This is a genomic window from Gordonia sp. LMA484 (assembly GCF_058129505.1).
The window spans coordinates 3,842,979-3,865,491 of record NZ_CM176700.1 but is presented as its reverse complement, the minus strand read 5'-3'; the positions used below and the strand labels follow the sequence as shown (position 1 = coordinate 3,865,491).

Below are 22,513 nucleotides of genomic sequence, written 5' to 3'. Positions count from 1 at the left end.
GAGGGTGGCGTGGTCTCGATACGCCCTCGGCTGGCGCCTCGGGCTACTCGACCAGCGGAGGGGCTGGCGCCTCGGGCTGCTCGACCAGCGGAGGGGGCTGGCGCCTCGGGCTACTCGACCAGCGAATGGTTGGCCCCTTCCGCGGCGTCGGCCGCTTTGCGCATCGTCTCCAGCCAATAGCCGTGCTGCACCGGATAGAGACCCTCGTCCTCGTTCTTGACGCCGGCGGAGATGACGCCCGTCATGCCCAGGGTTTCCGCGACGGGATCGGGTCCGGTCAGCCAGTGCTCGGCGCCACGGCTCATGTCGTTCCACGGTGCGGCCTGGGCGCGGAAGGTGAGCTGGCAGGAGCGGAACTCTTCCAGATCGTCCGGGGTCGCCATCCCGGACGCGTTGAAGAAGTCCTCGTACTGGCGGATGCGATGTGCGCGGGCGGCATCGCTCTCACCCTTCGGTGCGATGCAATAGATCGTCACCTCGGTCTTGTCCGGTGCGATCGGCCGGAAGTGACGGATCTGCGTCGAGAACTGGTCCATCAGATAGACATTCGGGTACAGGCACAGATTGCGTGACCCCTTGACCATGAACTCGCCTTTGGCGTCTCCGAATTTCTCCTTCAGCTCGTCCATCTTGTCCCACAGCGGCCGGTCTTGCGGGTTGGCCGCCCAGGTCCACAGGCAGAGATGGCCATTCGGGTACGACCAGTAGCCACCACCGGATTTGCCCCAGCCGCCGGCGTCGAGTGCCTTGGTGTCGTTCTTCGATTCGCCGGTGCTACGGCGCGACGTGGTCGCCGCATAGTTCCAGTGTGTCGCGGTGACGTGGTAGCCGTCGGCGCCGTTCTCCGCCTGCACCTTCCAGTTGCCGTCGTAGGTGTAGGTGGACGCGCCGCGCACCACCTCGAGGCCCTCGGGGGACTGGTCGACCAGCATGTCGATGACGAGTCGGGTGTCACCGAGGTGATCGTCGAGCGACGCAACGTCGTCGTTGAGGCTGCCGAACAAGAATCCGCGGTAACTGTCGAACCGGGCGACCTTGGTGAGATTGTGGGAACCGTTGACGTTGAAGGTGTCGGGGTAGCCGGCCCCTTCGGGGTCCTTGACCTTGAGCAGGGTGCCGTCGTTGCGGAAGGTCCAGCCGTGGAACGGGCAGGTGAGGGTCATCCGGTTGTCGGTCTTACGACGACAGATCATCGCCCCGCGGTGCGCGCACGCGTTGATCAGGCAGTGCAGCTCGCCATCCTTGTCGCGGGTGATCATCACCGGTTGCCGGCCGATATAGGTGGTGAAGTAGTCGCCGGGGTTGGGCACCTGGCTCTCGTGGGCCAGGTAGATCCAGTTGCCCTCGAAGATGTGCTTCATCTCGAGTTCGAAGATGTCCTCGTCGGTGAAGATGCGACGATTCGCTCGGTAGACGCCGGATTCCCGGTCGTCGATGACCGCATCGGACAGGATCGACTGCACATGCTGCAGGTTGTCGGTGATCGACGCGGTCATATTTCTACCTCCAGGTGGTCTGTGGGCTGTCCCTTGACTCTGGCACCGCGTGTTGCCGATCACACCAGGGCAATTGCCAGTCCTGACCAAGCATCCAATTGATCGATGAGATTGATCAATAGAGAGAATCTGTGTCCTTGTGTCGTATGTATGGCGGATCTACCGTGGATGCAGACGTGGTGCCGGTCACAGTGATCGCCACGTGCGACGAGGCAGACCGGACGAGACAGATCGACGGCGAGACGCAGTACAGGAGGTGCGCAGCGACCATGGAGCTCCGCCATCTTCGCTACTTCGCAGCCGTCGCCCAGACCTGCCATTTCGGACAGGCCGCGACACAGTTGCATGTGGCTCAGCCGGCGTTGTCGTACACGATTCGCCAGCTGGAGTCGGAACTCGATGTCACCCTGTTCACCCGGACCACCCGCCAGGTCGCACTGACGCCCGCCGGGGAATACCTCAAGGTCGAGGCCGAGCGCATCCTGGCCGGTGTCGAGGATGCCGTCGACGGCGTGCGCCGCATCGCGGCGGGTCGCAGTGGCCTGGTTCGGCTGGGGATGACCGGGATCGCCGCGTTCTCGCACCTGCCGCGGATTGCGCGGGTGATCAAGCGCGAGCTGCCCGACGTCGACCTGGCGATCCAGTCCGACATGCTGACGCCGGTCCAGTGTGAGGCGCTGCGCGATTTCTCGCTCGACCTCGGTGTGCTCCGCCCGCCCGTGGTGGGTGACGAGGTCGCGATGCGCACCATCGACATCGAGCCGATGGTGCTGGCCGTCTCGGCGGATCATCGACTCGCGGTCGAACCGGTGGTATCGGTCGAGGACCTCCGCAACGAGCTGTTCGTGATGTACGACAGTCGCGATTCGGCCGTCAACGATGCCGCCATCCGGACCTGCCATCGCGCGGGGTTCGTTCCCCAGCGCGCCCACGAGGCGCCGGGGACGGCGGTGCTCCTCGCGCTCGTCGCCGCCGGACTCGGGGTCGCCGTTCTGCCGGCCTCGGTGCGATCCCTGCCGCTGGACGGCCTGGTCATCCGAGACCTGGTCGACGGCGGCACCGTCGAACTCGCGCTCGCCTGGCGCAGCGATCAGGACAACCCGGTCGTCGAGGCCGTCGCAGCCGTCATTTCTTCCGCTTTCACCGTTCGGACCGACGTCGCGGCCCCGGTTGGAACCGGTCCCGCCGCGATCGGCTTCGCAGGCCTGCCGTCGGATCCCCAGTTTGGAGAACACCTATGAAAATCACTGCGGTCGAGGCGATCCCCTTCGCGATTCCGTACACGAAGCCGCTGAAATTCGCTTCCGGCGAGGTGCACGCGGCCGAGCACGTGCTGGTGCGGGTGCATACCGACGACGGGATCGTCGGTGTCGCCGAGGCGCCGCCGCGCCCGTTCACCTACGGCGAGACCCAGGACGGCATCGTCGCGGTCATCGAGAAGGTGTTCGCGCCACAGGTGATCGGTCTGCCCCTGCTCGAACGGGAAGTGGTGCTGGGCCGGGTGTCGCGGACCGTCGGGAACCCGACGGCGAAAGCGGCTCTGGACATGGCGATCTGGGACGCCCTGGGCAAGTCGCTGGGCCTGCCGGTGGCCGAACTGCTCGGCGGTTTCACCGACCGTATGCGGGTCAGCCACATGCTCGGCTTCGACGACCCCGCGACGATGGTCGCCGAGGCCGAGAAGATGCGCGACACCTACGGGATCAGCACCTTCAAGGTCAAGGTCGGTCGCCGGCCCGTGTCGCTGGACACCGACGTCGTGCGCGCCCTGCGTGACCGGTTCGGCGACGACATCGAACTGTACGTCGACGGCAATCGCGGCTGGACGGCGTCGGAATCGTCACGCGCCATGAAGGAGATGGCCGATCTCGGGCTGCTGTTCGCCGAGGAGCTGTGCCCGGCGGATGACGTGATGAGCCGACGCTGGCTGGTCGGACAACTCGACGTTCCCTTCATCGCCGACGAATCCGTGCCGACCGCAGCCGATGTCACGCGCGAGATCCTCGGAGGCTCGGCGACCGCGATCAGCATCAAGACCGCCCGCACCGGTTTCACCGCGTCGCAGCGAGTGCATCACCTCGCCGAGGGGCTCGGCGTGGAAGTGGTGATCGGCAACCAGATCGACGGACAGGTCGGCACCGCGTGCGCGCTGGCGTTCGGCACCGCATTCGCATCGACGTCACGCTATGCCGGCGAACTCTCGAACTTCCTCGACATGAGCGACGATCTGCTGGCCACGCCGTTGCAGATCAGCGATGGCCACCTGCACCGTTCATCAGCCGCCGGGATCGGTTTCGAGATCGATCCCGACAAACTCGACCACTATCGACTCGATCGGAGCTGACGATGCTGTTCCACGTCCGCATGGATGTCAACATCCCGCACGATCTCGACGCCGAGACCCGGGCCGAGACCGTGGCCCGGGAGAAGGGCTACTCGCAAGACCTGCAGCGCAGCGGCAAATGGCCACACATCTGGCGCATCGTCGGCGAGTACTCCAACTATTCGATCTTCGATGTCACCGACAACGACGAACTGCACGAGATCCTTTCCGGATTGCCGCTTTTTCCCTACATGAACATCTCGGTGACCCCCCTGGCCACCCATCCATCGGATATCGCTGCGGGCTGAGTCGGCCCTCACCCACAGCGTCAGCCCAAGGCCACACAAGAAGGAGCACGACCCATGACCGACATCAGTTTTGACGCCGAAGTCACCGCGAAGGCCGCCGAATCCGGCGCCAACGCCTCGGCCCGATTCCGCGAACGCATGGAATCGGCGGGAACCCGGGCCGGCGTCGTCGACACCGAGCGCGTCAACTACCTCGCGTCCAAGGTCATCAAGGGCCTCAACGACATCATCATCGAGGACAAGGTCAGCTACGAGGAGTACAACGCTCTCAAGGCATGGCTGATCAAGGTCGGCGAGGACGGCGAGTGGCCGCTGTTCCTCGACGTGTGGCTCGAGCACTCTGTCGAAGAGGTCGCCAGCGCGCACCGCGAGGGCAGCAAGGGCACCATCGAGGGTCCGTACTACATCGACGGCTCACCCGAGCTGTCATGGAACGGCACCATCCCGATGCGCGACGACGAGCCCGGTACCCCGCTGGTGTTCGCCGGTCAGGTGCGAGCCGTGGACGGCACGCCGCTGACGGGCGCGAAGATCGAGCTCTGGCACGCCGACGATCTCGGCTTCTACTCGCAGTTCGCCCCCGGACTTCCGGAGTGGAATCTGCGTGGCACCTGGACCGCGAACGAGGACGGACGCTTCGAGATCCACACCCTGCGTCCCGCGCCCTATCAGATCCCGACCGACGGAGCCTGCGGCCAGCTCATCGCCGCCGCCGGCTGGCACGCATGGCGTCCGGCGCATCTGCACTTCAAGGTCAGCGCCCCCGGCTACGAGCTGATCACCACCCAGCTCTACTTCCCCGGCGACCCGCACAACGACGACGACATCGCATCGGCCGTGAAGCCCGAGCTCATGCTCGACCCGCACGACAACCCCAACGGTGAGGGCGTCGCCGTCGACTACGATTTCGTGCTCGACCCCGAGCACTGACACGTCGCGTCACCCTCGGTCGATCTCCGCGCTCACGCTGCGGAGATCGACCGACTCGTGACGGCCGCCGGCCGGAAGCCGTCACGAACAGCTCGAAACCCATGCTCGCCGAAGGACCCTCATGCTCGTCGCACCCACCACGCTGGTCGCCGCCACCGCATCGGACGATCTCGCACCCGCCCGCCGGCAGGCACAGTCGTGGCGTTCACCAGAGATCGCGATCGCCGATCGCGACCTGACCGATGCGGCGCTCGCCGACCTCGTGGCCACCGCGGAGTCCACCGGCGAGGATTCGTTCGCGCGGGCGGTGACCGCGATTCAGTCGGCCCGTTCCGGACGCTTCCCACGGATTCCCCATATCGACGCGGCGACCGAGATCTTCCACAGCTTCTTGCGGCATGACCTCATCGACGGATGGCTCTACGTCCGTGAGTCGGATGGCTATCTCCACCCGTACCTCGTCATGGACATCACGATGGAGCATGCGGACCGCACGCATGGCCCACGGATCAAATTCACGATGGAGGCGGACAACGCCACGGTGAAGCGCCCGTCGCGCAAACCCCGGGTGCTGTATTTCGAGGAGACCGAAGTCGTCGGCAAGGTACCTGCCGACGTCCTGGTCGCCGGTGGCGCCTACAAGGAGTCGCCAGAGCTCAAGGCGGAGTACCAGATTCGCCGTGACGAATATCAACGGATCATCGACGAAGGATTCGGCAAGCAGTTCAGGTTCACCGGCCGGGTGATCCGTACCGACGACTACCGTTCGCCGAACAAGCGGGAGAACCGCAAGGTGGTTCACGACGTTGCACCCGGGGAGATCGCGGCCCTGCGGATGGTGGCGTCGTCGATCCTGTTCGACGGCGATGACTACGGCCCGGTTCCGGTGATCACCGCCGTGCGGGTCTTCGACCTCGGCGCCCAGGACTTCCTGGATGTGAACACCGGAGACCTCACCGACTACGTCTACGATCCTCACCTGCAGGACAAGTTGGTGCTGCCCGAGGAACAGCGCGAGTTGCTCAACATCCTCACCACCGACATCACCGTGTTCACCGGCGACATCATCGACGGCAAATCCGCGGGCAACGTCATCCTCGCCAAGGGCCGACCAGGCGTCGGGAAAACTCTCACCGCCGAGGTGTATGCCGAGGTCACCGGCCGTCCGTTGTATTCCATCCACTCCGGCTCGTTGGGGGTCACCCCGGAACTGGTGCGCAAGAACCTCGAGGTGATCTTCGATCGCGCCAAGCGCTGGGATGCCGTGCTGCTGCTCGACGAGGCCGACGTCTTCGTGATGGAACGTGGCCTCGATCTGTCCCAGAACGCGATCGTCGCCGAGTTCCTGCGCACCCTCGAGTACTTCGACGGCCTGCTGTTCCTCACGACGAACCGCATCGACGGTGTCGACGAGGCCATCCTGGCCCGATGTGCGGCGGTCATCGGATACCAGCCACCCGGTCCGAAGGATGCGCGTCAGGTCTGGCAGATTCTCGCGGCCGGCAATGACGTTCTGCTCGGTGAGGACCTGCTCGACGACCTCGTGGGCGGCTTCCCGGACATCACACCGCGCGACATCAAGATGTTGCTGCGGATGGCGTTGCGAATGGCCCGGCACCGCGGTACCGAACTCGACGCGTCGGTGTTCGCTGCAGGCGCGGTGTTCCGAGGATTGCACTACGTGCCGGTGGCCGAACGGCGCTGACGCCCTACCCTCGGAAGTTGTGGAGTACCGATTCGAGATCGCCTCGTTGTTGGTGTCGTCTCGGCACGCCTATTTCGGGCGTCCGAAGGACGGACCGGCCGGCGAGGTCGAGACCCTGACCCCGGACGGGGTAGAGATCGTCGCCGACAAAGGGATTCGGGGCGACCGGTTCTTCGGGGTGCGTGCTCATACCGAGGCCGCGGTGACGTTTCTCGCCCTCGAGGCGTGGCATGCGGCTGCCGGCGATGTGAACCCGTCGGTGGCGCGGCGCAACGTCGTCGTCCGCGGCCTCGAGCTCGATCCGTTGCGTGGCCGGGAGTTCGAGCTCGACACGGGTGACGGGCCGGTCCGGTTTCGCGGTGGTCGCCCCGCGCACCCGTGCTCGTGGATGGACACGGTGGCCGGCGAGGGTGTGCGCAAGGCCCTCATCGGGCGCGGTGGCCTGCGGGCACAGCCGTTGACGTCGGGCATCCTGCGGGTCGGACCGGCGGTGATCCGCACCGATGCCGAACTCGATGCCGCGCGCGCGGCCGACCAGGTGCGGCGCGCTCAGCCGTCGTAGGCCAGAATGCGTGCACTCCTGGTGATCTCGATACGGTTCCTCGCCTAGCGGCTCGTCGCCTACTCGATCAGCGGTGGGTGTGGTGATCTCGATACGGTTCCTCGCCTAGCGGCTCGTCGCCTACTCGATCAGCGGTGGGTGTGGTGATCTCGATACGGTTCCTCGCCGCCGGAGTCGGAGGCTGCGCCCTTCGCTGGTCGAGTAGCCCCTGGAGTCGGAGGCTGCGCCCTTCGCTGGTCGAGTAGCGCCGGGCGAGCTTGCGAGTCCGGAGCGTATCGAGACCACGCGCGTCAACCTGCCAGCGCGCGCAGGAAGAATCCGAGGTTGGCCGGCTTCTCGGCGAGGCGGCGGACGAAGTAGCCGTACCATTCGCTGCCGTAGGGGATGTAGACGCGGACGCGATGCCCTTCGGCGGCCAGTCGCTGCTGTTCGTCGGTACGAATGCCGTAGAGCATCTGGTGTTCCCATGAGTCCGACGACCGCGAGAACTCGGCAGCCAGCTCATGCGCCGCCCCGATCATGGTCGGGTCGTGACTGGCGACCATCGGATATCCGTTGCCCTTCATCAGAATTCGCAGGCAGCGGAGGTACGCCTCGTCGATCTGGCCACGATCGGTGAACGCCACGGTCGGCGGTTCCGCATAGGCGCCCTTGCACAGGCGGATCCGTGCCCCGGATGCGGCGAACTCGCGGCAGTCGTCCTCGGTGCGGCGCAGATAGGCCTGCAGCACGGTGCCCAGATCGTCGAACTCGTGGCGCAACGACCGCACGATGTCGAGTCGCTCGTCGACCGTGTGATGGTCCTCGGCGTCGATGGTCACCGACGCCCCCGCCGCACGCGCCGCCGCACAGATGGTGTGGGCGTTCTCCTCGGCGATCTTTCGACCGTGCCGTGGCAGCGACTGGCCCAGGGCGGTGAGCTTGAGCGACACCTCCAGGGCATGCGGCACGCTCGTCGTCAGTCCGGACATCGATCGCAGCAGAGACAGATACGCCTCGACGGTCGCCGTTGCGCTCGTCTCGTCGGTGGTGCCCTCGCCGAGGTGGTCGATCGACACCGCCAAGCCGGAATCCAGCGACGTCCGGATCGCCGACAGCACATCGGCTTCGGTTTCGCCCGGGACGAAACGCTCGACCACGCGCTGGGTCATCGTCAGGCGTTGCGAGGTCTCCTTGATGCGATCGCTGCCCGCCGCCGCGGTGATGATCGGGCGCAGGGCGGTGTCGAAGAGTTTGCTCATCGCGGGTGTCACTCCTTCGCCATGTGCGGGTAGTCGGATGCGGTGGGCGGCACGAAGGTCTCCTTGATCGTGCGCGTCGAGGTCCAGCGCATCAGGTTGGCTTTCGACCCGGCCTTGTCGTTGGTGCCCGAGGCGCGGGCACCGCCGAATGGCTGTTGTCCGACGACGGCTCCGGTCGGCTTGTCGTTGATGTAGAAGTTTCCGGCCGCTTGACGCAGGGTCGTTGCCGCCGCCTTCACCGCGTCGAGGTCGGTCGCGATGATCGATCCGGTCAGCGCGTACTTCGCAGTCGAGTCGACGAGTCGGAGCGTCGAGTCGAAGTCGGCGTCGTCGTAGACGTGCAGCGACAGCACCGGACCGAAGTACTCGGTGGAGAAAGCCTCGTCGGTCGGGTCATCGGACAGCAGCACGGTGGGCCGGATGAAGTAGCCGACGCTGTCGTCGCAGTGTCCGCCGACGGCGACGGTCATGTGCGGAACCGTCTTCGCGCGGTCGATGGCCGCCACATTCTTGTCGAATGCCCGCCGATCGATCAGCGCACCGCCGAAGTTCGACAGGTCGTGCACATCGCCGTAGGTGAGCTCGCTTGCCTCGGAGAGGAAGTCGTCGCCCATTTTCTCCCACACCGACCGCGCCACATAGGCCCGCGACGCGGCCGAACACTTCTGTCCCTGGTACTCGAATGCGCCGCGCACCAATGCTGTGCGTAGGACATCCGGATCGGCCGAGGAATGCGCCACGATGAAGTCCTTGCCGCCGGTCTCGCCGACGAGCCGCGGATAGTTGCGGTAGCGGTCGATGTTGGCACCGACCTCGCGCCACAGGTGCTGGAAAGTCCTCGTCGATCCGGTGAAGTGGATGCCGGCGAGATGTTCGTCGGCCAGTACCACCTCCGACAGTTCGGCCCCGTCGCCGTGCACCAGGTTGATGACACCGTCGGGCAGGCCGGCCGCCTGCAGCAACTGCATGGTCTGTTGCGCGGCGAAAGCCTGTGTGGGCGATGGCTTCCAGATCACGGTGTTGCCCATGAGCATCGGGGCCGTGGGCAGGTTGCCGGCGATGGCGGTGAAGTTGAACGGGGTGATCGCATACACGAACCCGTCCAGGGCACGGTGGTCGATCCGGTTCCACACCCCGGGCGAGGAGATCGGCTGCTCGGCGAGGATCTCGCGCGCGAAGGCGACGTTGAACCGCCAGAAGTCGATGAGCTCACACGGTGCGTCGATCTCGGCCTGCTGCACGGACTTCGATTGCCCCAGCATCGTTGCTGCCGCGATTCGTTCGCGCCAGGGGCCGCTCAGCAGATCGGCGGCTCGCAGCAGTACGGCGGCGCGCTCGTCGAACGAGGTGGCCGCCCATCCGGGTGCCGCGGCCCGGGCTGCCGCGACGGCGGCCCGTCCGTCGTCGTGGGTGGCAGTGCGGATGACGCCGAGCACCTCGTGATGCGCATGCGGCTGGACGACGTCGACCCGCTCGCCGGTGCCGGCATGTTCCTTGCCGCCTATGACGTGGGGCAGGTCGACGGGCTCGGCCGTCGACTGGCGATTGAGTTCATCGAGGATGCGCCCACGTTCGGCGGTGCCCGGGGCATAGGAGTGGACTGGTTCGTTCGATGGTCGTGGGGGTGTGGTGATGGCGTCCATACAGGCAGTTCATCGTGCTTCGGCCCGCCAGTACATGGCCGATGGGACAACAAAGGAGGTTAGGCTTTGTCTGTATGAACAACGGTGTCGAATTGGGTCGTCTCCTCCTGGCCCTCGATCGGACGGTCGCGACGTTGTCGACCGCCCCGAACGGCCTTGACCAGGTGGTCTCGTCGGCTGCACTGCTCGATGTCGACGACATCCACCTCGGTCTTGGCCGCGCCGCCCGCGGCGCCGAGCTGTTCCTGTTCGTCGGGGTGCCCGACGACGTGGTCCTGACCTGGCTGTCCGGATTGGGCACACATCAACCGGTGGCGATCCTGTGCAAGTCGCCGTCGGACCGTCTCGTCGAGCGGGCCGGGGCTGTCGGGGTCGCCGTGATCGCCATCGACCCACACGCTCGATGGGAACGCATCTACCACCTGGTGATGCGTGTGCTCGAAGGAGTCCCGTCGCTCGCGGAGTCGGGACTCGGCGGCGATTCGATGCGGTCGGGGACCATCGGCGATCTGTTCGATCTGGCCGGCGAGGTCGCGCGACGCACCGGCGGTCTGGTCAGTATCGAGGACGAACGTTCACATGTACTCGCCTACAGTACGGCCGGCGACGAAGCCGACGAGCTGCGCAGGCTGTCCATCCTGGGCCGCGAGGGACCGCCGGAGATGCTCGCCTGGCTGCGTCAGTGGGGTGTGATGGACGCCCTTCGGACGTCGAACGACGTGATCGTCGTCGACGAACGCGCCGACCTGGCGTTGCGTCCCCGAAGGGCGATCGCGATCCGCCGACCGTCCTCAGACGAGTCAGGCGAGTTCCTCGGCGTCCTGTGGTTGCAGGAGGGGCGAGTCGCGTTGGCAGCCGACACCGATGAGGTGCTGAAGGGCGCCGCAGCCGTTGCGGCGCGGATGATCTCACGCCGACGTGCTGCCGGCACCGCGCACGACGATGTCGTCCGGCGGCTGCTGGGCGCGCGGGGAGAGGTGGTCGACGCCGACTACCTCGGCGGACAGCTCGGTATCGCCGTCGACGTCGCGGTCACCGTGGTCGGCTTCGCTCCGACGGACGCGGCGTCGAAGTCGTTGCGTGCGTTCGGTGCTCCGGGCCAGGTGTCCGCACTCACGCTGCACGCCAGCGCGTTGAGCCCATTGTCGGTGACGGCGACGATGGGGGAGCGCGCCTACGTCATCCTGCCGAAGGTGGACACCGTTGCGGCGGTGGCCTGGGGCCGCTCGGTTGTCGGCGCGGCCGAGCGACAGTTCGGCGTGAGTTTGCGTGCCGTCGTCGCTGGGCCGGAGCGTGGCCTGCACGCCGTGCCCGACTTGCGCACCCAGGTGGACCGGGTGCTCGACGCCGCCGAGCGCGAGGGCGAACTGATCGCGGATGTGACCACGGTCGGTGCGTCGCAGACCGGAGTGCTGCTCGGTGAGATCGTCGCCCATCTGACGGCCAATCCGGAACTCGTCGACACCCGTGTTGTGGAGCTCGCAGAACTGGATGCGCAGACAGGTAGCGAGCTCACCGCGTCGCTACGGACCTACCTCGACAACTTCGGCGACGTCCGGTCGGCGGCCGCGGAACTCCACGTCCACCCGAACACGCTGCGCTATCGCGTCCGTCGGCTGCAATCGGTGACCGGGATGGATCTCGACGACCCGGCCACCCGCCTCGTCGTCGCACTGTCTTTGCGGGCCATCGGATCAGGGGGGAGTGTGTGACGTGACCGAGGTATGCGGGCCGGGATCTGGTGTGCTGTCCGTGCCGAACGCGTCCGGTGGTGTGATGGCACCCTCGTCGGGGCTCACGCCGCTCCAGTCCGCGGTGGCGGCCTCCGCCCAGGCAGCCCATCGCGCGAGCGCCGAGGCCTGCTCGGCGAACCAGCGTTGCGCCAGTGCGATGATCGGCAAGCGGTCCGGGAAAGGGCCGCCGGTTTCCGCGTATTCCCGCGCGCGCTCCTCACTTCGCGCGACCTCGGACAGCGCGTGCTGTCCGATCGCCGCGATGTTGGCGCGCAGTCCGTCGAGGGAGCCGTGGTCGGCGAAGGCCACTTTGAGCAGACCCTCGAACTCGGTTCTCGGCGGCGCACCCGGTTCGTCGAGCCAGGCGTGCAGCGCTCGTCGACCCTCCGGCGTGATCGAGTACACGGTGCTTCGACGATTGCCGGTGTGCTCGGTTCGGGAATCGGCCAGGCCGAGCGTGACGAGACGTTTGGGTTCGTCGTAGACGACGCTCTCGGCTCGCGGCCACATCGCGCCCACACTGCGCTCCATCTGCCTGGCCAACTCGTACGTGGTCCATGGTCGCACCGCGAGTAGGCAGAGGATGGCATACGAGGTCGTCGTCGGCTTGGTCATGAACGACTCCTTCCACAATACTCCGATCCGGAGTATCGTGGAACACATCAGACGTGCTGTCAATGCACGCGAGATCAGGAGGTGCACACCATGCCCACCCACGCCGGTTTGTCCCACCTTTCGTTCTCGGTGAGCGACGCCGAGAAGAGCGCCCGATGGTGGAAAGAGGTCTTCGGGCTACGCGAGTTCACACGTCTTGACGACGAGGATGGATGGCACGCGATCCTGCTCTGGCTCACGCCCACATTCCCGATCGAGTTCCAGGAGCACACCGCCAACCGCGGGGAGACCTTCGACCCCACTCGAACCGGCCTGGATCATCTCGGGCTCGCCGTCGACAGCCGCGAGGAACTGTTCGAATGGCAAGCGCATTTCGAGGCACACGGGGTCGAGTACACGCCGGTTGTCGACCGTGAGTACGGGGCGGTGCTGACGTTCAAGGACCCTGACCGCATCCAGTTCGAGATGTTTTATGCGGCAGACAATTGACCGGTCGGGATGCCGATGTGGCCCGTGCTGCTCTGCGTGCCGAGCGAGCTGAGGCGCTGATGCTGATCGACTCGTTGACGGCGCGGTTGCAGGCCGTGATCGAGGCGACCGCCGACGCCAGTTCCGACGACGAGCACGACCCGGAAGGGTCGACCCTCGCCGTCGAACGGGGACATCTGGTGGCACAGCTGGAGCGATCGCGAGTTCGCCTCGATGAGCTCGACGAGGCGCAGGGGAGGCTGGACCGCGGCACCTATGGCCGGTGCGAGATCTGCGGTGACCCGATCGCCCTCGCACGGCTGGAAGCACTCCCGGCCGCGCGGCTCTGCATCGGCTGTGCGACGCGGAACCCGACCCGGAGGTGGTGACCCGCCGGCTGGTCATCCGTTGCCCGACCCGCCGACCCGCCGCCCGGCCCATACGACAAGCGCCCCAGAAAAGAACCCTCCTCAGGGTGGCCGCGAACACTCTGTTCACGGCCACCCTGAGGAGGGCGTATCTCTGGGCGCTTTTCGGCAGGGGAGCGGGCCGGTGCGGGCCGGCCCGCACCGCGATCAGAGAATCGTGAGCATCTCGTGGTAGGTCGGCAGCGGCCAGAGGTCGTCGGCGACCATGCTCTCCAGCTTGTCCGCGACGGTCCGGACATCGGTCATGGCGGGGATCAGCGCCTTCAGCGCGTATTCCGCCTCTCCCTCGACGGTATCGGCGTGGAAGCCGTCGATGGCCTCCTCGAGCACCAACATCGCCGCGTAGAGATCCTTGATGTTCTTGGTCAGCGACAGCAGGACCGGATGATCGATCTCGATGCCCGCGGCCTTGAGGCTCGCCGCGGTCCCGGCCAGCTCACCCTGATAGCGGTTCGCGGCGGGCAGGATCATCGTCTTGGCGATCTCCAGGGTCTCCTTCGCCTCGACGAGCAGTGCGAGGGCGTACTGCTCGAGCACGACCTCCTTGCGGGCCTTGAGCTCACGGTTGCTCAGGATGCCGTACTTGCTCATCACATCCATGATCTCGGGCTCGTCGAGTTGCGCCATCGCATCGACGGTGGTGCGCAGGTTGAGCAGGCCGCGGGTCGCCGCCTCCTCCTGCCACTCGTCGGAGTAGCCGTTGCCGTTGAACACGACCTTGCCGTGCTCGACGATGATGCTCTCCAGAACCTTCTGCACAGCCACGTCGAACTCGACGCCGTCGGCCATCTCCTTCTCCAGGAAAGACGCGACATAGTCCAGGGATTCGGCCAGCATGGCGTTGATCGCCACCATCGGGTCCGCGATCGACTGATTCGATCCCGGCGCGCGGAACTCGAATCGGTTGCCGGTGAAGGCGAACGGGCTCGTCCGGTTGCGGTCCCCGGCGTCGGCCTTGAGTGGCGGCAGGGTGTCGACGCCGAGTTCGAGAACGCCGGTCTCCTTGCTTGCCTTGGCACCGCCCTTGGCGATCTGATCGAACACGTCCATCAGCTGCTCACCCAGGAAGATCGAGATGATGGCCGGGGGAGCCTCGTTGGCGCCGAGGCGATGATCGTTGGACGCCGAGGCGATCGACGCACGCAGCAGCCCGCCGAACTTGTGCACACCGCGGATGATCGCGGCGCAGAAGACCAGGAACTGCTCGTTCTCGTGCGGGGTGTCACCGGGGTTGAGCAGGTTGCCCTGATTGGCGTTGCCCAGCGAGAAGTTGACGTGCTTGCCGGATCCGTTGACCCCCGAGAACGGCTTCTCGTGTAGCAGACAGACCATGCCGTAGCGCTCGGCGACGGACTTCATGGTGGTCATCATCAGCTGCTGGTGGTCGTGAGCGAGGTTGGATTTCTCGAAGACCGGGGCGAGCTCGAACTGGCCGGGGGCCACCTCGTTGTGCCGGGTCTTGGCGGGGATGCCCTGCTTGAACAGTTCGCGGTCGAGCTCGATCATGAAGGCCAGCACGCGGTCGGGGATGGCCCCGAAGTAGTGATCGTCGAACTCCTGTCCCTTCGACGGTGCGTCGCCGAACAGGGTTCGATTCGTGGTCATCAGGTCGGGACGTGCGAAGTAGAAGTGGCGGTCGATCAGGAAGTACTCCTGCTCGGCGCCGGCGTAGGAGACGACGGTGTCGACGTCGGTGTGACCGAAGAGCTTGAGCACGCGCATGGCCTGCTTGCTCATCGCCTGCTGGCTGCGCAGCAGCGGGGTCTTCTTGTCCAGGGCCTCACCGGTCCAGGAGATGAAGATCGTCGGGATGCACAGCGTGTTCCCGTTGGGGTTCTCCAGGATGTAAGCCGGGCTGGTGACGTCCCAGCCGGTGTAGCCGCGGGCCTCGAAGGTGCCGCGGAGGCCGCCGTTGGGGAAGCTCGATGCGTCCGGCTCGCCCTGCAGCAGGGTCTTGCCCTGGAACTCGGCCAGCGATGCGCCCGAGGAGTCGGGTTCGAGGAAGGAATCGTGCTTTTCGGCCGTGAAACCGGTCAGCGGATAGAAGACGTGCGCGTAGTGCGAGGCACCCTTCTCGATCGCCCAGTCCTTCATCGCCGATGCGACGTAGTCTGCGAGCGTCGGGTCGAGCGGTGCGCCTTTGTCGATGGTCGCCGACACCGCCTTGAAGACGTGCTTGGGAAGTCGCGACTTCATCACCGAAAGCGTGAAGACGTTGCGCCCGAAGGTGTCTGCCAACGGCTCGGGGAAACCGTCGGTCTCCACCGAGTAGGTCGTCACGGCCTCGATGGCCTGACGGCGAGACATGCTGCCACTCATGGTCACTCCTGGGTTCGTCACCTGCCGGATCGATCAACGGGCAAGGTCGTTGTGTGAGCGTTTCGACGCTATGAGCAGGAGGTACCTGGGTCATTTCTCGGATGTGACGGCCGTGAAAACACGAGTCACTTGTGTGAATTCTGTGTGCTGGGCCGAGGGGCGCAGTGGGATACGCGAACGTGCGACGAGCCATCGGGACAGCGGTGTGCGCAGCAGCAGGTCGACCAGTACGAGGGAAACGGTCAGGGTGACGACGACCAGGACGACCGATCGAGTGGCCGCGGAGTTGGGGAACCAGTCGAACAGGGCGCCCATGAAGCCGAAGCGGCCGAGAACGTCGAGGATCAGCGGGTGCACCGCGAACACGCCGAAGGCGCGGATGGTTGCGGCGCTCACGACCCTGGATCCGACGCGTCGGCCGGACGCACGGAGATCGTTCCAGGCCATCGCCCCCAGCCACAGCAGCGCCAGCCCGCCCACCAGCCAGGGCAGCGTCGCCGGGTTCCACGGGGTGTTGGCCGGTAGCGGCACGTTGCCCGGTGAGGTCGCGAGCAGGTACGCGGTGATGCTGACCGTGGTCGCGGCGAGTGCCACGACCACCACGGGGATCACGTGCGCCCGCAGCCACTGCTCGACGACCTCGTGGTGGTAGGCCGCGAGGGCTCCGATCGCAACGAACAGGGCGTACATCGGGAGGGTCTTCCAGAGGTTGTCGTAGACCACGGTCCAGGCGTGGCCGCCGGGGTGCGGCACGTACTGGTAGATCACGAACATCGTGAGCTGAATCGCACCTGCGACGCCGAGGAGCGTCCAGTGGTGTTTCTCGGTTCGGCGGAGCAACCAGGCGATGGCCGGGAAGGTCAGATAGATCTGCATGGAAATCAGCAGGAAATACAGCTGATATTTCCCCTCGCCGTCGATGATGTCGAGGCCGAGGTCACCGAAGAACTGTGATGGCGACCCGAACGGATTGCCGGCGATGATCAGGTGGTCGGTGACCGCGTAGATGAGCGTCCACAACAGATACGGAGCAAGGACCAGGCCGAATCGCCGACGCCAGAACGTCACGGGGGACATCGGGCGGTTGCGTGTGCTGAGGACCAGGACGAACAGTGTCACCGCGACGAACCCGTAGCGGGTGAGATGCAGCAGTGTGCCGACCAGATTGCTGGCCCGGACCACATCGGGGGTGTTGTTGATGCCGTTGATGCTGTGCGCCACGACCACGCCGGTGAACAGGACGACCCGAACCAGATCGGCGGTATGTGCGCGACCGGCCCTGGACGACGCGGTGCCCGACGACGCGGTGCCCGACGACGCGGTGCCCGACGACGCGAGATTGCCGCCCTCGATCGGCGCGGCGGGTGCTTCGACCGTTGCAGCATCCGATGCCGTGACCACCCCCGCTCTGGCGAGGTTGTCGGCCGATACGTCTGCCGCGTCCGTGTTCGTCATGCCGGCGCCCTGCTGCAATTCCGCCCTCCCCTGCGACGTCTGACCATGCCGCCGGGCAGTGTACGGGCCGTTCCTGGCAGTTCGATCAGAAAGGTCTCGTCTCGGTGCGAGAACCCCCGCGCTGACCAGCGTTGAGGAGTATCTCCTCGACGATGTGACGCGCCGACGCCGTGAGGTACCTCATCGTCTCCGTCGGCTGCTGACGTACACTCCCGATGTCGGCAACCACGCCCAGCGTGGCGGTCGACGGGACTGAAACGGGGCGGGCAGGTAGCAGTCGAGCGCAGGCGAGACATCGTAAAGCCTCCCGGACACGTCACCCGGTCCCTCGCCTCAGTAGCTCAGGGGATAGAGCATTCCTCTCCTAAAGGAAGGGTCGCAGGTTCGAATCCTGCCTGGGGCACCGTGACATCCCTGCCGGCCTCCGGCCGGTGTGCGCCTACTGTGTGTGAAAGAGACTCATGCAGGCGCACCAGTTGCCTATGCCGCACGTCCGACGATGTGGTGGTCCGCGACCTTCCCGCCGTCGCCGACCTCACCCCGCGCGATCGTCAACGCGGCGACGAGCACACCCACGACGACGCCGATGACGGTGTCGGCCACCCGATCGAACGCAGCGGCCGGTGACAGGCCGGCGCTCAGAGCTGTGAGCAACAGGGCCATCGGTGTGACGACGGTCGACGTGATCGCGTAGTTGACCGTCGCCCACGTCTCCGCTGCGATCTGACAGATCACGATGACCACGACGGCACCCCAGTAGCCGAGGCCCACGCCGAGCAACACCGCGGCGATCACCGCACCCGCTACGTTGCCGAGCAGGCGCTGGACCCCGCGTTGCACGGTGACGTGATACGCGACGCCCTGCATGGCTGCGACGGCGCCCATGGCCGCCCACATCGGGTGCGAGAAGCCGGCTGCGGTGGCCACCGCCGCGCTGACGGTCATCGCCACGAAGATGCGGATGCTGTTGGCCACCAGTTCATGTCGAGGTCGGCGGCGTAGCGTGGTCCAGATCGTCTCGTAGTGGGGTGCCGCGTGTGCACCCTCGGCTGTGGCATCGATCGATGGCCGTACCAGCGACCGCACGCCCTGCCACAGCCACGGGGCGAGTGAGGCGAGGGCGCCGCAGATGCCGCCGAGGACGGTCGCGATCAGCCCGCGGGCGAGGTCACCGCCCGCGGTGGCGAATCCCATCGCGCCGGTGGCCGCGAACACGAACACGACGGCACCGGGCCCGACGATGCGCAACGTTCCGAGTAGCAGGGCGGCCATGCTGCCCAGTACGGAGATGACCACGATCTCGACCATCGTCGATGCGCCGGCGAGGCCGAGAAGAGCACCGAGGCCCACCGACGCGGTGATCCCGACGCCCAACACGGCCAGGCGCCCGACGCGCACACGGTAGGGGTCGGGACGACAGAACGCGGAGATGAGCGCACCGAGGGCGGCCAGTCCGGCGACGTCGCGATATCCGGTCAGCCCACCGACCACGAGTGCCAGTCCGACGGCGATGCCGACCCGCACGGGAGCGCCGACATCGGCGCGGGCCCCGTTGAGTGCCAGCGAGGATCGCCACACAGTCGGGTGGGCGGCCTGCGCGAGCGCGTCGCGGCGACGGCGTGCGTGATCGGCGAGGGCAACGTGCATGAAAGTACTTTAACACTATTTTATAAGTGAAATAAATGTGACGGTGCCTACGATGTTCCTGTGAGTAGCCCCGATGCGCCCGATCTCGTCGACCGGATTCAGCAGGAGTGGGCCGAGGCGTACCCCGACCACGACGTCCGGCCGATCGGCATCATGGGTCGCATCCAGCACATCGCGACCGTCAGCAGCCATCGTCTGGATCGCAATCTCGAACCGCATGGTGTGTCGCGATCGGAGTACGACGTCCTGAGTGCGCTGGCGCGTTCGCGGCGTCCGCTTCGCGCCAGTGAGGTCGTGTCGACCACCATGCTGAGCGGGGCGTCGATCACCAAGATCACCGAGAACCTGTCGCGCCGAGGTCTGCTGCTCCGGCGCAAGTCGGAGCGCGACGGTCGCGTGGTGTTGCTCGAGGTGACCGACGAGGGACGTCGCCTGGTGGAGGCCGAGCTGCCGCGCCGGCTCGCCGACGACGAAAGCGCACTGTCGGGGCTCACCCCCCAGGAACGTGCGGAGCTCACGGTGTTGCTCCGGAAGGTGTCGGCGGCGGTGCGGCTGTAGGCAGTTGTCCGGGCCCGCGCGGGCCGGGGGCATAGTGGGGTCATGGAGCTCTACGACGTCATGCGGACCACCTTCGCCGCCCGCGACTACACCGATGACCCGCTACCCGACGATGTGCTGGGGCGCATCCTCGACAATGCCCGGTTCGCGCCCAGTGGTGGGAACCGGCAAGGCGCGCACATCGTGGTGGTGCGTGACGCCGGGACCAAGCAGCGGCTCGGCGAGTTGGGCGAACCGACGGTGCGCCGCTATGTCGCCCAGCGAAAGGTCGGCGAGAACCCCTGGAATCCCGTTGTGCCCACGGCAGTTTCGCAAGAGGACATCGACCGTACCGCGGTGCCGGCCAGTTTCGTGGAGCCCATCCGCACCGCGCCGGTCGTGCTGGTCGTGTCGGTGGACCTGCGGCAGGTGGCCGCCGTCGACCAGTACCTGGACCGCGTGGGGGTCGTGAGCGGCGCGTCGGTGTACCCGCTGATCTGGAACATCCTCCTCGGGGCTCGCAGTGAGGGATTCGGGGGGAACCTCACCTCGATGGCCATTCCGGAGGAGTCCGCGATCCGCGATCTGCTGGGCATCCCGGAATCCCATGCCGTCGCGGCGGTCGTCACCTTGGGCAAGCCGGTGCGGCAGCTGACGAAGCTGCGACGACAGGCCGTCGACGAGTTCGTCACGCTCGAGCGGTACGACGGACCGGGCTTCGGGGCGGACCCGACGTCGGTCAGCTCGACCGACTGAGCTCACGGCCGGATCTGATCCAGGCGGTGAGGCCTCCGGCGACGATGTCGGCGTCACGGTGGGCGTCTCGAAGCCGGCGCGCGGCGTTCGGCGACGCCAGGCAATACGGCCCCTGGCAGTACGCGATGATCCGGCGGTCGGTGGGCTGCGTGTCGAGCAGCTCGCGGATGCGATTCTGCGGCACCGAGATCGCGCCGGGAATGTGGCCGCGCTCGAACTCGGCGGGCTCGCGGACGTCGACGACGAGCACCGAGCCGTCGTCGATCAGTGCGGCGAGGTCATCGGCGGTGACCGGTGTCAGATCCCGATGGCCGGCGAAGTAGGTGTCGATCTCGGCGCGCACCGCCGCGACGTTGTCGGCTGCGAACCGATGGAACACCCCGAGCAATCGCGAGACCTCCGGCGAGGCGATGCGGTAATGGATGCGGACTCCGTCGCGGCGATTGCTGACCAGTTGCGCCGACCGCAGGATCTGTAGTTGCGACGACGTGTTCTTCAGGCCGAATCCGGCCGTTGCGGAGAGCTCTTCGACGGTTCGCTCGCCCTCCTCGAGAATGTCGAGCAGGCGTAGTCGGACGGGACTTGCGAGCGCTTTGCCGACCCGGCTCAGCTCGGTGTAGATGCCCGCCTCCGAGAACTCCTGGTCGTCGGTGTGGCCGTCGTCAGACACGGCGGACTCCTTCCCATCGGTGTGTGCGGGGTGCGGTCGACGGCGCCCGGCGGACCGAGGCGACGGCCGCGAACACTCCGGCCAGCGCCAGACCGGCGAAGCCGAAGGCGAGGAATCGGGCCGACGTGACGTCGGGATCGGCGTCGGCGCCGATGACCGCGCCGACACTGACCAGCAGCCCGGCGGTTGCCGACCCGAAGGTGTTCGCGACCATCTGAACGGTGTTCACACCGGCCGATGCCCGCGCGGCCTCGGCATCGTCGGAGGTGATGGTCATCGCTGCGGTGGCGATGTGTGGGAAGGCCATTCCGATGCCGGCTCCCGCCACGAACAACGCGATGAACCATCCCAGTACCGCCCAGCCGGACGAGGCGAACTGCAGCGCTCCGTAGGCGGCCAGCCCCGCGGCCAGCAGTGCCGGTCCGGCGATGCGCACGATGCGGGACCGGGCGCCGTCTGCCCACGTCGTGCTCGCGATCTGGGCACTCGTCCATCCCCAGGAGAGCGCCGCACCGAGCATCCCGGCGAACAGCGGCGCCATGCCGGCGATCCGCTGACCGAACAGCGGGATGAAGGCCTCGGAGGTCGATCCGATCGCCAGGATGGCGATCGATACGTAGATCCACTTCAGCGGACTGCCGCGCGTATAGGTCAGCCGGGGAAGGAGTCCGTCGGCGCGACGTCGGTCGACCGCGATGAAGACGACCGCGGTCACGGCGGCGACGGCGATCAGGACCAGCACCGTGCGGATGTCGTCGACAACCCCGGCGATCGACACCGCGACGGTGGCGATGACCAGGATCACGAGGGACCCGATCGGCAGCGGGGCGCTCTGTCCGGTGTCGCGCCGGCGTGCGGGCAGCGCACGAACCAGCCCGGCCATGATCGCGGTGGCCACCACCAGCAGCCAGAATGACCCGCGCCAGAAGCCGATCTGGGCGAAGAACCCGCCGAGGACCGGTCCGATCAGGTTGCCGACCCCCCACATCGCGGAGGTGAGCCCGACTGCGCGCACCCAGAGACGCTCGGGCAGGGCAACTCGGATGACCGCGAAAGCGAGACCGGTCAACAGGCCGCCGCCGAGGCCCTGGACGGCTCGGCCGGCCAGCAGGATCGGCATCGTCGGGGTGACCGCGCACACCAGCGAGCCCACGCCGAACAGGCCGAACCCGATCAGGTATGCACCACGTGCCCCGTAGCGGGTCAAGGTGCGGGTGACGATCATCGACGAGAACACCGAGGTGATCAGGAAGACCGTCATGACCCACGCATAGAGGCGTGATCCGCCGATGTCGGCCACTGCGCTCGGCAGCGAGGCCGCGGTCAGATACGTGTTGATGGCGAACACCGCGATACCGCCGGCGAACACCGCCACCGCGGTCCGGTGGGCCGGGTGGAACAGTTCGCGCCACGTACCAGGGCTCACCGCGGCGGGGTCAGGACCGCGCGCATCCGACGCGTTAGGCCTTCGCGCCATATTCTAACGAATATCGGAATATCGGCCGAAGGTCAAGCGCCGCGAGGGTGGGTTGGTCGGAATCTCGCCCGGCGGGCCACACGTCTGGCTGCATCCGAAATCCCGTTGAGAAGCGTTTCATTGTCGGAGGAAATCGAGGCTTGATCGATCGCGCATTTCTCGCGCGATGCGGTTTGCATTCCTCCGGTGATCAGTGAATC

General features: G+C 66.4%; 20 protein-coding genes and 1 tRNA gene. 12 read left to right on the top strand and 9 right to left on the bottom strand.

The genetic code is table 11. The annotated features are described in order from the left end of the window. Positions 1 to 110 precede the first annotated feature (110 nt). Positions 111 to 1,496 (bottom strand): benzoate 1,2-dioxygenase large subunit, encoded by a 1,386-nt coding sequence (gene benA, locus AC4AMJ_RS17045; RefSeq protein WP_489899937.1) that lies wholly within the window; start codon positions 1,494 to 1,496, stop codon positions 111 to 113. Positions 1,497 to 1,765: 269 nt separating this feature from the next. Here benA and AC4AMJ_RS17040 point away from each other — a divergent pair, with 269 nt between their 5' ends. From AC4AMJ_RS17040 to AC4AMJ_RS17015, 6 genes are all read left to right on the top strand, one after another. Beyond that, positions 1,766 to 2,737: a LysR substrate-binding domain-containing protein gene (locus AC4AMJ_RS17040; RefSeq protein ID WP_489913470.1), complete on the top strand. Its 972-nt coding sequence runs from the start codon at positions 1,766 to 1,768 to the stop codon at positions 2,735 to 2,737. Beyond that, complete coding sequence (locus AC4AMJ_RS17035; protein WP_489899939.1) at positions 2,734 to 3,840, top strand: mandelate racemase/muconate lactonizing enzyme family protein; 1,107 nt, start codon at positions 2,734 to 2,736, stop codon at positions 3,838 to 3,840. Before AC4AMJ_RS17040 ends, AC4AMJ_RS17035 begins: the two co-directional genes overlap by 4 nt. A 2-nt stretch (positions 3,841 to 3,842) precedes the next feature. Beyond that, positions 3,843 to 4,127, top strand: coding sequence for a muconolactone Delta-isomerase (gene catC / locus AC4AMJ_RS17030; RefSeq protein ID WP_489899940.1), 285 nt, complete (start codon positions 3,843 to 3,845; stop codon positions 4,125 to 4,127). 54 nt (positions 4,128 to 4,181) lie between these two features. Next, entirely contained in the window at positions 4,182 to 5,057 is an 876-nt protein-coding gene (catA, locus tag AC4AMJ_RS17025; protein WP_489913468.1) for a catechol 1,2-dioxygenase, read from the top strand. A gap of 121 nt (positions 5,058 to 5,178) precedes the next feature. After that, on the top strand, positions 5,179 to 6,762 hold the full coding sequence (locus tag AC4AMJ_RS17020) for an AAA family ATPase (RefSeq protein ID WP_489913466.1): 1,584 nt from the start codon (positions 5,179 to 5,181) through the stop codon (positions 6,760 to 6,762). Between the two features lie 19 nt (positions 6,763 to 6,781). Then, entirely contained in the window at positions 6,782 to 7,324 is a 543-nt protein-coding gene (locus AC4AMJ_RS17015) for a molybdenum cofactor biosysynthesis protein (RefSeq protein WP_489913464.1), read from the top strand. A gap of 290 nt (positions 7,325 to 7,614) precedes the next feature. Here AC4AMJ_RS17015 and AC4AMJ_RS17010 read toward each other — a convergent pair whose 3' ends face one another. Continuing rightward, positions 7,615 to 8,565, bottom strand: a complete 951-nt coding sequence (locus AC4AMJ_RS17010) for a proline dehydrogenase family protein (RefSeq protein WP_489913462.1) — start codon at positions 8,563 to 8,565, stop codon at positions 7,615 to 7,617. Between the two features lie 8 nt (positions 8,566 to 8,573). Beyond that, complete coding sequence (pruA, locus tag AC4AMJ_RS17005) at positions 8,574 to 10,208, bottom strand: L-glutamate gamma-semialdehyde dehydrogenase (RefSeq protein WP_489913460.1); 1,635 nt, start codon at positions 10,206 to 10,208, stop codon at positions 8,574 to 8,576. A 74-nt stretch (positions 10,209 to 10,282) separates the two neighbouring features. On the opposite strand from pruA, the gene AC4AMJ_RS17000 reads away from it, so the two are divergent. Continuing rightward, positions 10,283 to 11,920, top strand: a complete 1,638-nt coding sequence (locus AC4AMJ_RS17000; RefSeq protein WP_489913458.1) for a PucR family transcriptional regulator — start codon at positions 10,283 to 10,285, stop codon at positions 11,918 to 11,920. On the opposite strand, the gene AC4AMJ_RS16995 is transcribed toward AC4AMJ_RS17000, so the two are convergent. After that, positions 11,903 to 12,556 (bottom strand): PadR family transcriptional regulator, encoded by a 654-nt coding sequence (locus AC4AMJ_RS16995; RefSeq protein WP_489913456.1) that lies wholly within the window; start codon positions 12,554 to 12,556, stop codon positions 11,903 to 11,905. The two genes, AC4AMJ_RS17000 and AC4AMJ_RS16995, sit on opposite strands and share 18 nt — an antisense overlap. A 90-nt stretch (positions 12,557 to 12,646) precedes the next feature. Here AC4AMJ_RS16995 and AC4AMJ_RS16990 point away from each other — a divergent pair, with 90 nt between their 5' ends. Together AC4AMJ_RS16990 and AC4AMJ_RS16985 are read left to right on the top strand one after the other, a co-directional pair. Further along, complete coding sequence (locus tag AC4AMJ_RS16990) at positions 12,647 to 13,045, top strand: VOC family protein (RefSeq protein ID WP_489913454.1); 399 nt, start codon at positions 12,647 to 12,649, stop codon at positions 13,043 to 13,045. A 59-nt stretch (positions 13,046 to 13,104) separates the two neighbouring features. Further along, positions 13,105 to 13,413 (top strand): TraR/DksA family transcriptional regulator, encoded by a 309-nt coding sequence (locus AC4AMJ_RS16985; protein WP_489900784.1) that lies wholly within the window; start codon positions 13,105 to 13,107, stop codon positions 13,411 to 13,413. A 186-nt stretch (positions 13,414 to 13,599) separates the two neighbouring features. On the opposite strand, the gene AC4AMJ_RS16980 is transcribed toward AC4AMJ_RS16985, so the two are convergent. Then, a complete protein-coding gene (locus AC4AMJ_RS16980) occupies positions 13,600 to 15,771 on the bottom strand; it encodes a glutamine synthetase III family protein (protein ID WP_489913452.1) in 2,172 nt (723 codons plus the stop codon). Between the two features lie 90 nt (positions 15,772 to 15,861). Then, positions 15,862 to 17,226 (bottom strand): acyltransferase, encoded by a 1,365-nt coding sequence (locus AC4AMJ_RS16975; protein WP_489913450.1) that lies wholly within the window; start codon positions 17,224 to 17,226, stop codon positions 15,862 to 15,864. 330 nt (positions 17,227 to 17,556) lie between these two features. Between AC4AMJ_RS16975 and AC4AMJ_RS16970 the strand changes: the two genes are divergently transcribed. After that, positions 17,557 to 17,629: transfer RNA gene (locus AC4AMJ_RS16970), tRNA-Arg, on the top strand. A 77-nt stretch (positions 17,630 to 17,706) separates the two neighbouring features. On the opposite strand, the gene AC4AMJ_RS16965 is transcribed toward AC4AMJ_RS16970, so the two are convergent. After that, on the bottom strand, positions 17,707 to 18,873 hold the full coding sequence (locus AC4AMJ_RS16965; RefSeq protein ID WP_489913448.1) for an FUSC family protein: 1,167 nt from the start codon (positions 18,871 to 18,873) through the stop codon (positions 17,707 to 17,709). A gap of 60 nt (positions 18,874 to 18,933) precedes the next feature. Between AC4AMJ_RS16965 and AC4AMJ_RS16960 the strand changes: the two genes are divergently transcribed. Both AC4AMJ_RS16960 and AC4AMJ_RS16955 read left to right on the top strand, forming a co-directional pair. Then, entirely contained in the window at positions 18,934 to 19,431 is a 498-nt protein-coding gene (locus AC4AMJ_RS16960) for a MarR family winged helix-turn-helix transcriptional regulator (RefSeq protein ID WP_489913446.1), read from the top strand. A 42-nt stretch (positions 19,432 to 19,473) separates the two neighbouring features. Next, entirely contained in the window at positions 19,474 to 20,166 is a 693-nt protein-coding gene (locus AC4AMJ_RS16955; protein WP_489913444.1) for a nitroreductase family protein, read from the top strand. On the opposite strand, the gene AC4AMJ_RS16950 is transcribed toward AC4AMJ_RS16955, so the two are convergent. Beyond that, positions 20,150 to 20,836 carry an ArsR/SmtB family transcription factor gene (locus AC4AMJ_RS16950; protein WP_489913442.1) on the bottom strand — a complete coding sequence of 229 codons (687 nt, stop codon included), beginning with the start codon at positions 20,834 to 20,836 and terminating at the stop codon, positions 20,150 to 20,152. The genes AC4AMJ_RS16955 and AC4AMJ_RS16950 overlap by 17 nt on opposite strands. Further along, complete coding sequence (locus AC4AMJ_RS16945; RefSeq protein ID WP_489913440.1) at positions 20,829 to 22,262, bottom strand: MFS transporter; 1,434 nt, start codon at positions 22,260 to 22,262, stop codon at positions 20,829 to 20,831. Before AC4AMJ_RS16945 ends, AC4AMJ_RS16950 begins: the two co-directional genes overlap by 8 nt. Positions 22,263 to 22,513 lie beyond the last annotated feature (251 nt).